Source organism: Arthrobacter sp. fls2-241-R2A-200, from assembly GCF_030209745.1.
In the GTDB taxonomy this organism is placed as follows: Bacteria; Actinomycetota; Actinomycetes; order Actinomycetales; family Micrococcaceae; genus Arthrobacter.
This window is the reverse complement of record NZ_JARVRJ010000002.1, coordinates 194,769-209,096: the sequence shown is the minus strand read 5'-3', so window position 1 is coordinate 209,096 and position 14,328 is coordinate 194,769. Positions and strand designations below refer to the sequence as shown.

Sequence of the window (14,328 nt, the reverse complement as noted above, 5' to 3'; positions counted from 1 at the left end):
GGGTGGATGAGGACGCCAACACCATCACCGCCAACGGTGTGCAGATCCAGGTCATCTACTCGGACAACCCCGCCACCGTGGACTACACCGCCTACGGGATCAAAGACGCCCTGGTGGTGGACAACACCGGCCGCTGGCGTGACGCCGAAGGCCTTTCCCAGCACCTGCAGAGCAACGGCGTGGCCCGTGTCCTGCTCACCGCCCCGGGCAAGGGCGAGCTGAAGAACATCGTCCACGGCATCAACCACCGCGACATCAACGACGACGACACGATCGTCACCGCCGCCTCGTGCACCACCAACGCGATCACCCCGGTGCTGAAGGCCATCAACGACAAGTTCGGCATCGTTCACGGCCACGTCGAAACGGTCCACTCGTTCACCAACGACCAGAACCTGATCGATAACTTCCACAAGGGCGACCGCCGGGGCCGTTCGGCGGCGTTGAACATGGTCATCACCGAGACCGGGGCCGCCAAGGCCGTAGCCAAAGCACTGCCGCAATTGCAGGGCAAACTCACCGGTAACGCCATCCGTGTTCCCACCCCGGATGTGTCCATGGCCATCCTGAACCTCAACCTCGAGAACGGCACCACCCGTGATGAGGTCAACGATTACCTCCGCGAGATGTCCCTCCACTCCGAACTCCGCAAGCAGATCGACTACATCGACTCCCCGGACGTCGTGTCCACGGACTTCGTCGGCTCCCGCCGGGCAGGCATCGTGGACGGGCTCGCAACCATCTCCAACGACAAAAACCTCATACTCTACGTCTGGTACGACAACGAGTTCGGCTACTCCTGCCAAGTAGTCCGCGTCATGGAAGAAATGGCCGGCGTCAACCCGCCGTCCTTCCCCGCGCGGGACGTCGTGGCGCCTATCGCAGTGCTTGAGGGCGCTGGCGCCTGATTGCCTGAAATAGTCGTGGGATTCCCGGCCTGTTCACTGGAAACGGTCGGGAATTCTGTCCAGAATGGGCATCATGGAAAGGGAGTCAACTATGGAACATGAAACCACCCTGGAACACGCGCTGGACGTCGCGCGCGCTAACCAGAAACAAGCTCAGAAGCTCCTTGATCAGGCAATAGCAGCCAATGCCACGGGCGACGTCACGGATCAACGCGTCGAGCAATTGCGGGGGCTCCTTGCCTTGGCCACGGAGGACCTGCAGCGGGTTACCCGGGAGCAATAGCCCCCACTGGTCCTCCACACTGGGGATAGCCGCGTGCCCGGCTGCTCAGTGCTTTACGCTCGAAGGACACCATCTACCTCTATCGGATAAAGGTCCTTTGAGTCTCACATATTCTGCCTATCAGCGGGCGCGGCGCAGGTCGCGGCAAGCATGGGCCATCATCTTGCTGGGCGCCGCCACCATCGTGGCGGCGCTCACTTGGTTCTTCCTTTTCGGCCAGTTCGCTGTGTCCGAGCCAGCGGTGTCGGGGCCAGTGGATGCCCCGGTCTTCAATCCTGCGTGGATGAAGCCCCTCCCGGGTGCGTCCGCTGTATCGCCGGCTAAAGCCTTTGACGCGCTGGAACGCCTCAAGGTTAAGGGAAAGGCGCCTCAAACCGGATACGACCGCACGCAGTTCGGCCAAGCCTGGCTGGATGTCGACCGGAACGGTTGCGACACTCGCAACGACATCCTGCGGCGGGACCTGTCCGCGGTGGTCTTTGCCGAAGGGTCTTCCTGCAAGGTTGCCGCAGGCGACTTCATGGAGCCCTACACCGGTCTGCGTGTCTCCTTCCGCAGGGGCCAGGACACCAGCGCCTCCGTGCAAATCGACCACGTGGTGGCCTTGTCCAACGCGTGGCAAACCGGCGCCCAGCAACTCACGCCACAACAGCGCCAAACGTTGGCCAACGACCCCCTGAACCTTCTCGCCGCCGACGGCCCGGCCAACGTGAAGAAAGGGGCCGGCGATGCGGCGACGTGGTTGCCTGCCAACAAGAACTTCAGGTGCCACTATGTGGCCCGGCAGATTTCAGTCAAGACGGCATACAGCCTCTGGGTTACCCCAGCAGAAAAGGACGCGATGAAGCGCATCCTGGGCTCATGCCCCGATCAGCAGACTATTTACAGCCGGAGGTAGCCGTGCCCCAGCTGCCACGTCCCGCCGTCGTCGATCCTTTCCAGAACCGTACGCTGCAGGGACGTGTCGCGGGGGAGTGCGTGCAGGTTTTCCAGGCCTCGCTGCCGGAAAGTGAAATACACAGCGTCCGTGGGGGCATCCGTGCATCGCTCTACCGTGAAGCGACGCGCAAAGGAGGCGATGTTGCTCGCCGGAAGCCTATCCATGAGGTAGGGGTCGAGCATCCACGAGTCACACGTCGCTAGAGCCACACGCTTGTCCGGGAAGTGCCGGGCAAAGAAGGAACGCGCCTCGGCGAAGCTGGCGTCAACCAATGCGGGGGAGAGGCTGCCCCCTTCCGGTATGTGCACTCCAAGAACCCACGACGGCGGTTCTGTCGCGCCGTCGTCCGCTCCTGCAGCCCGAATCAGGTGGAACTGGAGCCGCCCCAACCGGAACAAGTTCCCCGCCATGTGCAGCGTCAGCCAGTTCCAAGTGTCCAGTCCAAACTTCCCGTGGACGCGTCGGTTGATGCGTAGCTGCAGCCCGACGTCGGCCAAGGTCGCGGACGAGACTGTCGGGCTGATTCCCAGCCGCCGATGATAGTCGGCCACTGTCGGCGCGAATCTTAGGAGGGCATCAATCCAGTCGCTCTCAGAGCACTCATGTACACCGGAGGGTCCGGTGGGGATAGCTTCTGACGGAAATGTTCCAAGCCGTCCGTTCAAGGTGGCCAGCGCTTCTTTGACATGCTCGCTGGGCGGCGATGACAGGAGTTCTGCGCATCCAGCGGCGTCCTCGCCGCGGATGTCCAGGGTTTGGAACAAGTCCCGGAACGGGGCGTCTACCACCGTTCTAGTGACCGAACGGATCGGGGTCGACGCCAGGCATCCAGGTCAGGCCAGGGACGCCCCATCCGTTCTTCTTGGCCTGCTTCATGGCTTTCCTGGCATATCGATCGACCAGTTTGTTGACGTAGAGCTTGCCGTCCAAATGATCAAACTCGTGCTGCAGGATCCGGGCGAACCAGCCGGTCGCTTCAAAGTCCACGGGGTTCCCGTCACCGTCGAAGCCTTCGACACGGGCCCACTCGGCGCGTTGGAGCGGGTAATACTCGCCAGGGAAGGACAAGCAGCCTTCGACGTCTTCGTCCGGATCCGGTAGGGCACCGGAAACCTTTGACAGGGTCAAGGTCGGGTTCACCAAGACACCTTGATCCGGCGCGTCGTCGTCGTTGGCGTATTTGAAAATGAAGATCCGCTTGCCCACGCCCACTTGGGGCGCAGCCAGGCCAACGCCGTTGGCGGCGTCGTTTGTCTCAATCATGTCCGCAATGAGTGACCGCAGCTCGTCGTCGAAACGCTCCACTTCGCTGGCGCGGCGGTGCAAAACAGGTTCGCCCCAGATTGTTACTGGCAGGACGGTCATGTTTGTTCTTCCTTCGTTGATCGCGGTGATCCGGAAACGGGCCTGCCGCCTTGGTTAAAACAAAAGGCCGCACCGGGTAACCGGTGCGGCCTTTGTGGAAACCGGCTCTGGAGCCAATCTCGGTGGGGTGAGCTACGGGGGTTGAACCCGCGACCTCCTGGACCACAACCAGGCGCTCTGCCAACTGAGCTAAGCCCACCATGTGCCATTTGGGCGGAACCGTTTCACCGGCTTTCCTTCAGGGCAACGACAAATAGCTTACCTGCTGTTTTGGGGTGCAAAGTCCACTTTTGCCCGTTATGGCAAAAAAACCTCAAAATTTGCTGCAGATCACACTGTCTTCCCGGGTGCCAACGTTTCGGCCGTGGCCGTGATGTCCTTGGAAATCCGCTGTGCCGTGGCGGTATCGGGTCCTGGGGCGGGCACGAAGACTGCTTCGCGGTAGTAGCGGAGCTCATCGATGGAATCCTTGATGTCGCCCAACGCGCGGTGGCCGCCGTGCTTGGCCGGGGACTGGAAGTAAGCCCGGGGGAACCAGCGCCGGGAAAGTTCCTTGATGGTGCTGACGTCAATGACCCGATAGTGCAGGTGCTCGATAATGTTGGGCATGTCCCGGGCCAAGAACACCCGGTCAGTTCCTACCGAGTTGCCGCCCAAGGGTGCCTTGCGGGGGTCCGGAACCCACTTCTCGATGTACTCCAACACCTCGGCCTCGGCCTCGGCCATGGTCTTGCCGTGGGGGAGTTCCTCCAGGAGCTTGGAACGGGTATGCATGTCGCGCACGAAGTCGTTCATCTGTTCGAGTGCGGCATCGTCGGGCTTAATGACGACGTCGACGCCGTCGCCAAGGATATTGAGCTCGGAGTCAGTAACAAGCGCTGCGACCTCGATCAAGGCATCGTTCTTGATATCCAGTCCGGTCATTTCGCAATCGATCCAAACGATGCGTTCATTAGTAATAGGCACCCGCACAGCCTATCGTTCAGGTCCTTGCAAGTGCTCCGATGGTAGGCTTTTCGAGCAAGGCAGTGTCTTTTTCCCTGCTGTGCGAAGCCCCTGGAGATGCACGTATTGCCCCGAAGTGCTCGGGCCAACGATTGGATGACCACCACATGACGGTGCCTGTACCCGCCCAGAAGGCCGGGAAGCCAGCGCTGTCCGCGGACGCCGCCTTGAGCGAGGTGGACAACGCCCGGTCGCCACTCATCGCTGGTTTCGCGGGTTCGATGTTCCTGGTGATTGGTTCGCTCGGAGTAGGCTGGCTCGCCCCGGTGTCCGAACTGCGTCGGCTTCCGCTCTTCATTTGGATGCGCACTGAAGGCGTGGGCGTGTCCATATCCATCGTGCTCGTGGCTGTAGGTGGAATGCTGTTGATCCGCGCCTGGCTCCGTTTGGGGCAGCGTGTACGGGTATGGGGACTCGAAGCCCGCAAGGCAACGTTGCGAGCGATTGTGGCCTGGGGCTTGCCGATGGTGTTCACGATTCCTTTGTTCAGCAGGGATGTGTACGCATACATCGGCCAAGGCCGGTTGATGGTCGAGAAGATCAATCCTTACGAGAACGGCATTTCGGCGCTGCCCAATTACTTCCAGCTCGGCGCGGACAAGATGTGGACTGAGGCACCCGTTCCTTATGGTCAGTTGTTCCTCTGGATAGAACAGTTCGTGGTGTGGGTAACCAACGTGCAGCCCGAGGCAAGCATCATGCTCTTCCGGTTGGTGGCCCTCGTGGGCGTGGCCCTCTGTGTTGTTTACATCCCAAAGTTGGCCGAGCTTCACGGCGTCAATCCGCACCGTGCCTTGTGGCTGACCGCCGCAAACCCACTCTTCCTGACGAACTTCATAGCCAGCATCCACAACGATTCCCTCATGATCGGGTTGGCCCTGGCAGGGCTCTATTACTGCGCCACGCGCCGCGTTATTCGCGGCATCCTGTTGGTGACGCTCTCTATCTCGGTCAAACCCATCACTGTGGTTTTCCTGCCCTTTATCGGCCTCCTGTGGGCAGGCAAGGGCGCCTCGTGGCCACGGCGGATTCTCTTCTGGTTCCTCACCGCGGCTTTGAGCCTCGGTGTCCTGTACGCGATGAGCCTTTTCAACGGTTATGGGTTCGGTTGGATCAAAGGCCTCTCAGCGCCCGGAAGTGTGGCGATTTGGTATGCGCCAACCGGGTTGATCGGTTTGATCGTCGCCTCCATCCTGAACGTCTTTGGTGTGGACGGTTGGGGCGTCGCCCAGTGGGTTTACGACGCCGGCAAGGTACTCATGGTGGGGGCCGTGGGCTGGCTGGTATTCCGTGGCGACTACGATCGGCTCATCCGACGCCTGACCCTGGCTTTCGCCGCAATCGTCGTGCTGTCGCCCATGATCCAGTCTTGGTACGTCGTCTGGCTCCTGCCTCTGTTCGCCGTGACGGGAATTCGCAACGACTGGCAGGTTAAGGCCGTCTACTTTGTGGTCGCCTTCTTCATGATTTATGGCATTTCCGATCAATTGGATGTGTTCCCGTACTTGCAGAGCGAGGACCTGGGGCTTGCGCTGACGTTGGCGCGCAATGCTGCCGCGATCATTGCGCTGCTCTTTGCCGTGTACCTGATCTTCGTTGATCCGAAAACCAAGAGCCTGTTCCGCAAGCGCGACTTACCAGGATTACGCCCAATTATTTGAGTGCAACGAAGCCTGCGCGTCCTCAGGTCCTCAGCTCGGATGGGTTGCGAGCAGCCGCAGAGCCTCACGCTTTGATAAGGGACTCAGCGATGGTGCATTTTCGGCTGCGAATGCCCTGACCCATTCAGGATCCGTCTTGCTGTATTCACGCAGCGCCCAACCGATGGCTTTCCGGATGAAGAACTCTTTGTCGGCGAGATTGGGTTTGATGACAGCGGCTAAAAGACTCGGATCTGTTGCCCCTTTGGCCCCCAATTGCGCAGTGATGGACGCCCGGCGAATCCACATGTCGTCATCCGTGGACCACCGTAGTAACAGGGGTGTCAGAGTGCTGCGATGGGATATGAGCAGGGTACAAATCCGATGCGAGACTCCGTCTACCAAGTCCCACCATGCCCCCGTCCGGATGATTTCCTCGTACACCGGCATCATCTCCAAGTCTTGGGCAACCAATTTCAGCCCGGTGAGATCGATAGCGGCATAGCGCCCTTCACGAGCTTCGGGTTTCCGCCAGAGCTCAAGGGCCGCATCTCGCACCTGATCGGGTGTGGTCAACGGGAATTGTTCAAGAGAGGCTTTGACGATTCTTCGAACCTCGGGAACACGAACGCCCCAGGAGGGCATGGTCGATTTCATATACGCCTGAGCTCCCCGGGCCCTGTCGCCATCCGCAGCAGACCGCAGCGCCGAGCGGATCGTTGTCACCAAATCCGTGGTTGTCATCCCCTAACCCTAAGTCCGGGGCACGACGCGCCGAGCCCCTTGCGATTGCGTACCCCTGCAGATTGGGCACCCTTACAGGCAACCAGCAAAGGAGCAAACCGCGGACCGCCGGCGCGGGACCGGCGGGTGCCGCTAGTGCCTCGGTGATCAAGCAGGCGCGCCAACCAACTCGCCCGTCGAAGTATCTACGAGGACACTCCCGACTCCGTCGAGAATGTCCACGCCCACCACCTCGGACTCGTCCTCCGGAGGCGCCTGCATGTCGTCGTCGGATTCCGGGTCCTGGCCGTTAGTGCTGGCGGGCTGTGCAGCGTTCCCATCGTTCCTATCTACAGCCCTCGTATCAGCTGGTTCAGAGGTGCCGTTCATCCGTGTGAAGTTTGCCGAACCCCACATAAGGTCATGCCCAACGGACTCAGCGTCGATCTCGGCTACGTGATAGATGCGCCCCTCATGCTCCCATTGCCGCAGGCGGAGCCTCCCCACCACGATCACGCGCTGGCCCTTTTTCACACTGCAGCCCACGTGGCCGGCCAAGTAACGGAAGGACTGGACCGTGTACCAGTTGGTGTTGCCATCCACCCACTGGCTGCTGGCGCGATCGTAGCGGCGCTCGGTGGTGCCCAGACGGAATGACGCGGTGGATGTGCCCCGCACCGTGGTGGAAGTTTTTACCTCGGAGGCCACGAAGCCCCGGACGGTGATGGTGTCGTTCATAGCTGGTCCTTCTCGATGTAGGGAATGCCTGTCCGGCCACTTCAGCTTTGTTCATCGAGAACCGCCCATGCAGATGCATTTCCCTCTATGTGGATAAACCGCGCATAAGAAGCTCTGTGGAGGAGAGGACAGTTACCACTCCGTGGCGGCTGGACGGCCAAACGCACTGTAAACTCTTTGTGGCGTCAGCAAGGCCATCAGGTCTGGTGGCCCATGCCTCAGTAGCTCAGGGGATAGAGCAGCGGCCTTCTAATCCGCCGGTCGGGGGTTCGATTCCCTCCTGGGGCACCAAATACCCCCGGTCTAAGGACCGGGGGTGATTTGCTTTCAGATGGCACCTAGGACTGGCCCGATTCGAGCAATTCCTTGAGGTTTTGCAGCACCAGACGCCACGTCCCCGAGGACTGCTCGACTTCTTTATCAGTCGTGTTGTTGCCCTGCGTGATAGTGATAACTGTCCCATCGGCACTTTCGGCCAGCCGGTATTCCACCGTGTGATAGTTCTCCGGCACGTCGGCGAGCCCGGTAGACGGGCTGAAGTGCGTGGTCTTCAGCAGTTCCGGAGGCTCAAACACCAGGATGGTGCCTTTATCCCGGTACGAGGTCCCGTTGTACTCACCCGAGTACGTGATGGGTTCACCCACTCGCCAGGTGCTGGTGACAGTGGTCCCTAAAAAGTATTGCCTGATGATGGCGGGATCAGTCAGGGCTTGCCACACTTCCTCGCGCCTGGCACCTATGGTCACGGAAACTACGGCATCGGCGGCGTGTCCATTCATCGCGACGCTTTCCCTTTCTGCTGATGTGGAACGGTCGGGCATCGGTTGAACTCGTCCTGAGCGAAACGGTACGCCGTTCAACGTCGTGAGTGAATGGCACAATGGCTACGTGATAAGCACGCGAATTCCCCGGGAGCAAAGCAACAGCAGGCGAAAGCCCAGGGCGGGCGCCCTCACGGCAGCAGCCGGCGTGATGATTGCTGTGGTGTTCTCCTCAACGTCCTGCGCTGCCACGCCCCCTGCTGGTCCGGAGGTCTCCTCCGTGGCCCCGGATTCCACTCCTACGCCGAGCCTTGACCCTGCCGTGGCTGCCTCTGAGTCACTCATGGAGAGCACCCTGAAAGGGATCCTCGCCCGCAACCCCAAACCAGACCAGGAAGCCTTGCGCGCCGCTCTGGTGTCGGCAGGCATTCCCGCTGCCAAAGTGGAAGTCTCGGTAAGCCGCACACCCACTGGTTTGGACGTTGACGCGATGGAAGCTGCGGCGCTGACCGGCGCGAGCTGTGTGATGGGACAGATTCGGGATGGCGGGGTAGCGATCTCGGTGCTGCCCGTGCTGACCACGGGAAAGTGTTTTGTAGGAGACTCACGCTGACCAGGGCATAACGCCCGAATGTGAGATCTGTCCTCCAAGCCATTAGATTTAAGGGCATGGCGGAATTTATTTACACGATGACCAAGGCCCGCAAGGCCGTTGGCGACAAACTTATTCTGGACGATGTCAGCATGTCGTTCTATCCCGGCGCGAAGATTGGCGTGGTGGGTCCTAACGGTGCCGGTAAATCCACCATCTTGAAGATCATGGCCGGCCTGGACACCCCTTCCAACGGAGAGGCCCGCCTGAGCCCCGGATACACCGTGGGCATCCTCCTGCAGGAACCGCCGCTGAACGAGGAAAAGACAGTCCTCGGCAACGTTCAGGAAGGCGTTGGCGAGATCTACGGCAAGATCCAACGCTTCAACGAGATCTCAGAAGAAATGGCCAATCCGGACGCCGACTATGACACTCTCCTCGATGAGATGGGCAAACTCCAGGAAGCCATTGATACCGCTGACGCATGGGACTTGGACTCCCAGCTGGAGCAGGCAATGGACGCTTTGCGTTGCCCGCCGGCCGATGCCGACGTGACCGTTCTGTCCGGTGGTGAACGCCGCCGCGTTGCGCTGTGCAAGCTGCTTTTGCAGAAGCCTGACCTTCTGCTTCTCGACGAACCCACCAACCACTTGGACGCAGAGAGTGTGCTCTGGCTGGAGCAGCACCTGTCGAGCTACCCCGGCGCCGTCCTCGCCGTGACCCACGACCGTTACTTCCTGGACCACGTTGCCGAGTGGATTGCAGAAGTGGATCGCGGACACCTCTACCCCTACGAGGGCAACTACTCCACGTATCTGGAGAAGAAGAAAGCCCGTCTGGAAGTCCAGGGCAAGAAGGACGCGAAGCTCTCCAAGCGCCTCACCGAAGAGCTCGAGTGGGTTCGGTCCAACGCCAAGGGGCGCCAGACCAAGTCCAAGGCCCGTTTGGCCCGCTATGAGGAAATGGCTGCTGAAGCGGAGCGCACGCGCAAGCTGGACTTCGAAGAGATCCAGATTCCGCCGGGACCGCGCCTTGGCTCCTTGGTCATCGAAGCCAAGGACTTGAAGAAGGGCTTTGACGATCGTGTCCTGATCGAGAACCTTTCCTTCTCGCTGCCCCGTAACGGCATCGTAGGCGTCATCGGCCCCAACGGTGTTGGTAAGTCCACGTTGTTCAAGACCATCGTTGGAATGGAAACCCTCGACGGCGGCGACCTCAAGATCGGTGATTCGGTCAAGATCTCCTACGTCGACCAGTCCCGTGGCGGCATCGACCCGAACAAGAGCCTCTGGGAAGTCGTCTCGGATGGGCTTGACCACATTCAGGTAGGCCAAGTGGAGATGCCATCGCGTGCCTACGTCTCCGCGTTCGGCTTCAAGGGCCCGGACCAGCAGAAAAAGGCCGGGGTCCTGTCCGGCGGTGAGCGTAACCGCCTGAACTTGGCCTTGACGCTCAAGCAGGGTGGAAACCTCCTCCTCCTTGACGAACCCACTAACGACCTCGACGTCGAAACGCTCAGCAGCCTGGAAAATGCGCTCCTTGAATTCCCCGGCTGTGCCGTAGTGGTCTCGCACGATCGTTGGTTCCTTGACCGGGTGGCAACCCACATCTTGGCCTATGAAGGCAACGATGAGAACCCGGCCAAGTGGTACTGGTTCGAGGGTAACTTCGATTCCTACGAGGAAAACAAGGTGGAGCGACTCGGCCCGGACGCCGCGAAACCGCACCGCGTAACGCACCGCCGCCTGACGCGCGACTAAGTTTCGGCGCCCGCCGGAGCTACACCCCGGAGGACACGAAAATGGCCGGCCCCTTCCAAGGGGCCGGCCATTGTGCGTTGCGGAGGGAACTACGGAATCCTGACCATGCCCTCTTGGGCGACCGTGGCTACGTGCAGGCCCTCGCGGTTGAAGATGCGGCCTGTGGCAAGCCCGCGGGCGCCCTGTGCGCTGGGGGACTCCTGGACATACAGCATCCACTCATCGACCCGGACCGGACGGTGCCACCACATAGCGTGATCTAGGCTGGCGACGCTCATGCCCGGCGTTACCCACGCCAAACCATGCTTGCGGAGGATCGGCTCGAGCAAGGTGTAGTCGCTGGCGTACGCCAAGGCAGCGCGGTGCAGGTTTGGATCATCCGGCAAAGGGCCTATGGTCTTCATCCAGACGGCGTTGGTGGGCACGTGCTCCGTGGGGGAAGAAACGTACAGGGCCGGATCGATGTGGCGGACATCAAATGGCCGTTCGTAGGACATATGCCGCGCCAATGGATGGTCGAATTCGGACAACAGTTCCGCTGCGCTGGGCAGCGACTCCGGATCGGGGATTCCTTCCGGCATGGTTGACTGGTGGTCCAAACCGGTATCCTCCACCTGGAACGAGGCGATCATGGAAAGGATCGGCACACCGTTTTGGTAGGCATGAACCCGCCTCGCGGAGAACGAACGGCCGTCTCGTAGACGCTCTACACCGAACGTGATCGGCTGGTTCGCATCTCCCGGGCGCAGGAAATAACCGTGCATTGAATGCGCGATCCTGTCCGGCTCCACGGTGCGCATGCCGGCGATCATCGACTGCGCCAAGACCTGGCCGCCGAAAACCCGGTGCCGCGGTTGCTTCTGGGACGGTCCAAGGAAGATATCCTCATTGGTCCTGGCGCCGTCGAAGTCACCAAGGTCCAGCAAATCAAGCAACACTTCCATGGGATCCTCGGCCGGCGCCTCCGCCGTGAGGCCTGTGTTCGTCTCAGTCATGGTTCGACTCTAGACTCCGCCCTGACCCCTCTCAACCGCGGACATGCCGGTAGAGTCGAGGATGTGACAGACGTCCTGACCCAGTCCCTCCGTTTCGCCGATCCCCGCGACCTCGCTGACCTGAGAACATTCGTCACCAGGGCAAAGAGCATTGACGACGGCGCCATTCGCCTGCAGGCGTCCGGCCACGTCCTTGCCGGTTATGTGTGCGTCCTAAAGCCGAGGATCCTCGGAGAGTCCACCCCGACGGTCCTCGGGCTAAGGACCATGGCCCTCAGTGAGCCTGCAGCGGTCGATGTAACAGTGACTCTGGGTTCTGTCATGGACCGGCTGGCCCGTGCCGGCGCCGGGGACGTTGAGTTGCCCATACCGCCGTCGACCGTTTCCGAGTCATGGGCCGGCGTCGGAGCCCCCCGTAGCGGCTGGGAATCATACGGGGCGTTGACCGACGCCGAGCTGACGGCGGCAGCGGAGGCCGGCATCGCCGAGGTAGCCCGACTGGTCCCGCAAACCGCAGGTGCTGCCGTCGTGAACACGGCACGAGCTGCTATCTGGGGCCGTGAGATGCCCGGTGTGGATGGGCTGCCAGCCGGCGCTGCTTTCGCTGCTTTCGCCTTGGGTTTCCTTGCCGACGGCGAGCAGCACGTCTACCGTCATGGCCGTTGGTTCCGCCTCAGCGGTCCTCGGGGCCATGTGTTGGTACGCACGGGTGCCGGCTTAGGGCTCGGTTTCCCGGCCCACGGTTCCTAAACCGAGGTTCCTAAACTGGGCTTCCTAGACCCAAGGTTCCCCAGCCCAGAAGCCGGTGTTCACGGGCCGGGTTGCGTCCCGGCGGATGGGCTGTTGATCATGGTGAGCGCCGCGCGCTCCATGTAGTCCCACAGCGTTCCCTCATGCAAGGGCGGCAGGTTCAAGGAGTCGACGGCGGTCCGCATGTGGAGGAGCCACCGGTCCTTCGCTTCGGGGGTTACCTGGAACGGCATATGGCGCATGCGTAGGCGCGGGTGTCCACGTTCTTCGCCGTAGGTGGTGGGGCCACCCCAGTACTGCTCGAGGAACATCAGGAAGCGCCGCTTGGCCGGGCCCAGGTCCTCCTCCGGATACATGGGCCGAAGGATCGGATCCGTTGCTACTCCGTCATAGAAAACATCGATGAGTTTGACGAAGGTTTCGTGCCCGCCAACCGCAGCGTAGAAGCTGTCCGTGTATGTTGGCTGGCTGAAGGGATCGTTCTGCATCAGTTGGCGTCGCTGACCTGCTTCCGGCGCCGGTGACGGATCAGGGCTGGTATTAGTCATTCGATTTCTCCTCAACTTTGACCGGGCGCGGCGTAGCGGGTGACATGGCGCCAGCAGGTGCCATGGAGGCGGCGTGCGCGTCCGGATCGTCGCTGTCATCGGGCGCATCGAGCGGAACGTAGTTACCTTGGGAGCGGTTGCCCACGCGCAGGATTTCGCCGTTCCGGAGGTACCAGATGGCTCCGTCCTCGGCGCGGACGCGGGTGATCCGCAGTCCCACGGATTCAACGGTGCCAACCACTTCGCTGGTAACGATCACGTCGCCGATGCCGTATTGATCCTCGATGGTGATGAAGATGCCGGCGAGGAAGTCCCTGATCAACTGCTGCGCGCCGAAACCGATGGCAACGCCCAGGATTCCCACGCTGGTCAGGAGGGGCGCGACATCCACGTTCATGAATTTGAGCACGTAGATGATGACGATCACCACAACGATGACGCTGACAAGGCTTGTCAGCAACGAACCGATGGTTTCCGCGCGTTGTGAGCGCCGTTCATGGTCCAGGGCGCGAATGGCCGGCTGAACCCATTTGAAGTGCGGCTTCTTGAAAAAGGTGGTACCGGCAGATACGCGCCTGGTGATTCTAACGATGATGAAGCGTGCCACGATCCACACGACCAGGCCAATGCCCACCGTGATGAGGATTGACACCACATCTATGCTTTCCGGTGCAAGGGTCCCTGCAAGGGGGAGTGAGGTCAAGGTGGAATAACTCCTTGTCGTCGGCCAGTGTTCGCCGGGTGCGGAACACTGTTTCCACGTTCAACACTATCGCCGTGGAGTCACCTCGCGTTCCCTCAGCGGGTCGAACAGGGCTCGAATGCAGTCGGGCAGGGGGCTAAGCCGCCGTCGTCGTTGTTGGCTCGTGGTGGACCGGGAAGTTGACGCTGCGCGCGATGAAGCACACTTGGTTGGCTTCGTGGTGGAGTTGGGCCAGGAGTTCTGCGTGTTCCGGGTTGTCGATGGTGACGGAGGGTTTCAACGTCACGCTCTGGAACTGCCCGCTGCCATCCCGGTTGAGGATCATGAGGCCCTCTGCGTTGTCCTCGTAGCCGGTCACCACCACTCCATGCTTGACGGCGACGTGAAGGAAAGACAGCATGTGGCACTGCGAGAGGGCGGCAAGAAGCAATTGTTCAGGGTTGTAACGGGAGCGATCGCCGTGGAATGTGGGGTCGGCGGAGCCTTGCAGGACCGGCAGCCCGGGAATCTGGACATCGTGGTCGCGGGAATAGCCGCGATAGCTTGCAGTGCCTTCGCCCAAGTTGCCTGTCCAGCGCACGGTCACGGCGTAGTGGTGTTCGTTCAGGCCCATGCGG

General features: G+C 61.0%; 17 protein-coding genes and 2 tRNA genes. 8 read left to right on the top strand and 11 right to left on the bottom strand.

Translation table 11 applies throughout. The features are described 5' to 3' along the window. The 3 genes from QRN42_RS03155 to QRN42_RS03145 form a co-directional block, all read left to right on the top strand. Positions 1-908 (top strand): glyceraldehyde-3-phosphate dehydrogenase (locus tag QRN42_RS03155; protein WP_284978042.1); only part of this gene is annotated, 908 nt, incomplete at its 5' end. A 73-nt stretch (positions 909-981) separates the two neighbouring features. Further along, positions 982-1,191, top strand: coding sequence for a hypothetical protein (locus tag QRN42_RS03150; protein WP_284978041.1), 210 nt, complete (start codon positions 982-984; stop codon positions 1,189-1,191). Positions 1,192-1,288: 97 nt separating this feature from the next. Then, positions 1,289-2,089 (top strand): HNH endonuclease family protein, encoded by an 801-nt coding sequence (locus QRN42_RS03145; RefSeq protein ID WP_284978040.1) that lies wholly within the window; start codon positions 1,289-1,291, stop codon positions 2,087-2,089. On the opposite strand, the gene QRN42_RS03140 is transcribed toward QRN42_RS03145, so the two are convergent. The 4 genes from QRN42_RS03140 to orn form a co-directional block, all read right to left on the bottom strand. Then, a complete protein-coding gene (locus QRN42_RS03140) occupies positions 2,074-2,919 on the bottom strand; it encodes an acyltransferase domain-containing protein (protein ID WP_284978039.1) in 846 nt (281 codons plus the stop codon). The genes QRN42_RS03145 and QRN42_RS03140 overlap by 16 nt on opposite strands. A 4-nt stretch (positions 2,920-2,923) precedes the next feature. After that, positions 2,924-3,496: a peptide deformylase gene (gene def, locus QRN42_RS03135; RefSeq protein ID WP_284978038.1), complete on the bottom strand. Its 573-nt coding sequence runs from the start codon at positions 3,494-3,496 to the stop codon at positions 2,924-2,926. 123 nt (positions 3,497-3,619) lie between these two features. After that, positions 3,620-3,695 (bottom strand) — tRNA-His (locus QRN42_RS03130). Positions 3,696-3,826: 131 nt separating this feature from the next. Continuing rightward, positions 3,827-4,462, bottom strand: a complete 636-nt coding sequence (orn, locus tag QRN42_RS03125) for an oligoribonuclease (protein ID WP_284978037.1) — start codon at positions 4,460-4,462, stop codon at positions 3,827-3,829. Between the two features lie 146 nt (positions 4,463-4,608). On the opposite strand from orn, the gene mptB reads away from it, so the two are divergent. Continuing rightward, positions 4,609-6,162 (top strand): polyprenol phosphomannose-dependent alpha 1,6 mannosyltransferase MptB, encoded by a 1,554-nt coding sequence (mptB, locus tag QRN42_RS03120; RefSeq protein WP_284978036.1) that lies wholly within the window; start codon positions 4,609-4,611, stop codon positions 6,160-6,162. A 30-nt stretch (positions 6,163-6,192) separates the two neighbouring features. Here the strand turns inward: mptB and QRN42_RS03115 are convergent, their stop codons facing one another. Next, positions 6,193-6,885: a DNA alkylation repair protein gene (locus tag QRN42_RS03115; protein WP_284978035.1), complete on the bottom strand. Its 693-nt coding sequence runs from the start codon at positions 6,883-6,885 to the stop codon at positions 6,193-6,195. A 147-nt stretch (positions 6,886-7,032) separates the two neighbouring features. Beyond that, positions 7,033-7,602: a single-stranded DNA-binding protein gene (locus QRN42_RS03110; RefSeq protein WP_284978034.1), complete on the bottom strand. Its 570-nt coding sequence runs from the start codon at positions 7,600-7,602 to the stop codon at positions 7,033-7,035. A 215-nt stretch (positions 7,603-7,817) separates the two neighbouring features. Here QRN42_RS03110 and QRN42_RS03105 point away from each other — a divergent pair. Continuing rightward, positions 7,818-7,893, top strand: a tRNA-Arg gene (locus tag QRN42_RS03105). 47 nt (positions 7,894-7,940) lie between these two features. Here the strand turns inward: QRN42_RS03105 and QRN42_RS03100 are convergent. Then, on the bottom strand, positions 7,941-8,381 hold the full coding sequence (locus QRN42_RS03100; RefSeq protein WP_284978033.1) for an SRPBCC domain-containing protein: 441 nt from the start codon (positions 8,379-8,381) through the stop codon (positions 7,941-7,943). A 109-nt stretch (positions 8,382-8,490) separates the two neighbouring features. On the opposite strand from QRN42_RS03100, the gene QRN42_RS03095 reads away from it, so the two are divergent. Further along, complete coding sequence (locus tag QRN42_RS03095) at positions 8,491-8,976, top strand: DUF6993 domain-containing protein (RefSeq protein WP_284978032.1); 486 nt, start codon at positions 8,491-8,493, stop codon at positions 8,974-8,976. Positions 8,977-9,032: 56 nt separating this feature from the next. Next, the gene (ettA, locus tag QRN42_RS03090; protein WP_284976452.1) at positions 9,033-10,715 is read left to right on the top strand and encodes an energy-dependent translational throttle protein EttA; all 1,683 of its coding nucleotides are present in this window, start codon (positions 9,033-9,035) and stop codon (positions 10,713-10,715) included. A gap of 89 nt (positions 10,716-10,804) precedes the next feature. Here ettA and QRN42_RS03085 read toward each other — a convergent pair whose 3' ends face one another. After that, positions 10,805-11,710 (bottom strand): acyl-CoA thioesterase, encoded by a 906-nt coding sequence (locus QRN42_RS03085; RefSeq protein ID WP_284978031.1) that lies wholly within the window; start codon positions 11,708-11,710, stop codon positions 10,805-10,807. A gap of 63 nt (positions 11,711-11,773) precedes the next feature. Here QRN42_RS03085 and QRN42_RS03080 point away from each other — a divergent pair, with 63 nt between their 5' ends. Further along, a complete protein-coding gene (locus QRN42_RS03080; protein ID WP_284978030.1) occupies positions 11,774-12,460 on the top strand; it encodes a DUF8185 domain-containing protein in 687 nt (228 codons plus the stop codon). Positions 12,461-12,519: 59 nt separating this feature from the next. Here the strand turns inward: QRN42_RS03080 and QRN42_RS03075 are convergent, their stop codons facing one another. From QRN42_RS03075 to QRN42_RS03065, 3 genes are all read right to left on the bottom strand, one after another. Next, complete coding sequence (locus QRN42_RS03075) at positions 12,520-13,008, bottom strand: globin (protein ID WP_284978029.1); 489 nt, start codon at positions 13,006-13,008, stop codon at positions 12,520-12,522. Then, entirely contained in the window at positions 13,001-13,711 is a 711-nt protein-coding gene (locus tag QRN42_RS03070; protein ID WP_284978028.1) for a mechanosensitive ion channel family protein, read from the bottom strand. The genes QRN42_RS03075 and QRN42_RS03070 overlap by 8 nt, the downstream gene beginning before the upstream one ends. A 136-nt stretch (positions 13,712-13,847) precedes the next feature. After that, on the bottom strand, positions 13,848-14,324 hold the full coding sequence (locus tag QRN42_RS03065) for an OsmC family protein (protein ID WP_284978027.1): 477 nt from the start codon (positions 14,322-14,324) through the stop codon (positions 13,848-13,850). Between the last annotated feature and the right edge of the window lie 4 nt (positions 14,325-14,328).

Bases quoted from the DNA above. Each gene is read 5' to 3' on its own strand.
- QRN42_RS03100 (WP_284978033.1), bottom strand. From the start codon at position 8,381: ATGAATGGACACGCCGCCGATGCCGTAGTTTCCGTGACCATAGGTGCC.
- QRN42_RS03075 (WP_284978029.1), bottom strand. From the start codon at position 13,008: ATGACTAATACCAGCCCTGATCCGTCACCGGCGCCGGAAGCAGGTCAG.
- QRN42_RS03085 (WP_284978031.1), bottom strand. From the start codon at position 11,710: ATGACTGAGACGAACACAGGCCTCACGGCGGAGGCGCCGGCCGAGGAT.
- QRN42_RS03110 (WP_284978034.1), bottom strand. From the start codon at position 7,602: ATGAACGACACCATCACCGTCCGGGGCTTCGTGGCCTCCGAGGTAAAA.
- mptB (WP_284978036.1), top strand. From the start codon at position 4,609: ATGACGGTGCCTGTACCCGCCCAGAAGGCCGGGAAGCCAGCGCTGTCC.
- QRN42_RS03115 (WP_284978035.1), bottom strand. From the start codon at position 6,885: ATGACAACCACGGATTTGGTGACAACGATCCGCTCGGCGCTGCGGTCT.
- QRN42_RS03065 (WP_284978027.1), bottom strand. From the start codon at position 14,324: ATGGGCCTGAACGAACACCACTACGCCGTGACCGTGCGCTGGACAGGC.
- def (WP_284978038.1), bottom strand. From the start codon at position 3,496: ATGACCGTCCTGCCAGTAACAATCTGGGGCGAACCTGTTTTGCACCGC.
- ettA (WP_284976452.1), top strand. From the start codon at position 9,033: ATGGCGGAATTTATTTACACGATGACCAAGGCCCGCAAGGCCGTTGGC.
- QRN42_RS03150 (WP_284978041.1), top strand. From the start codon at position 982: ATGGAAAGGGAGTCAACTATGGAACATGAAACCACCCTGGAACACGCG.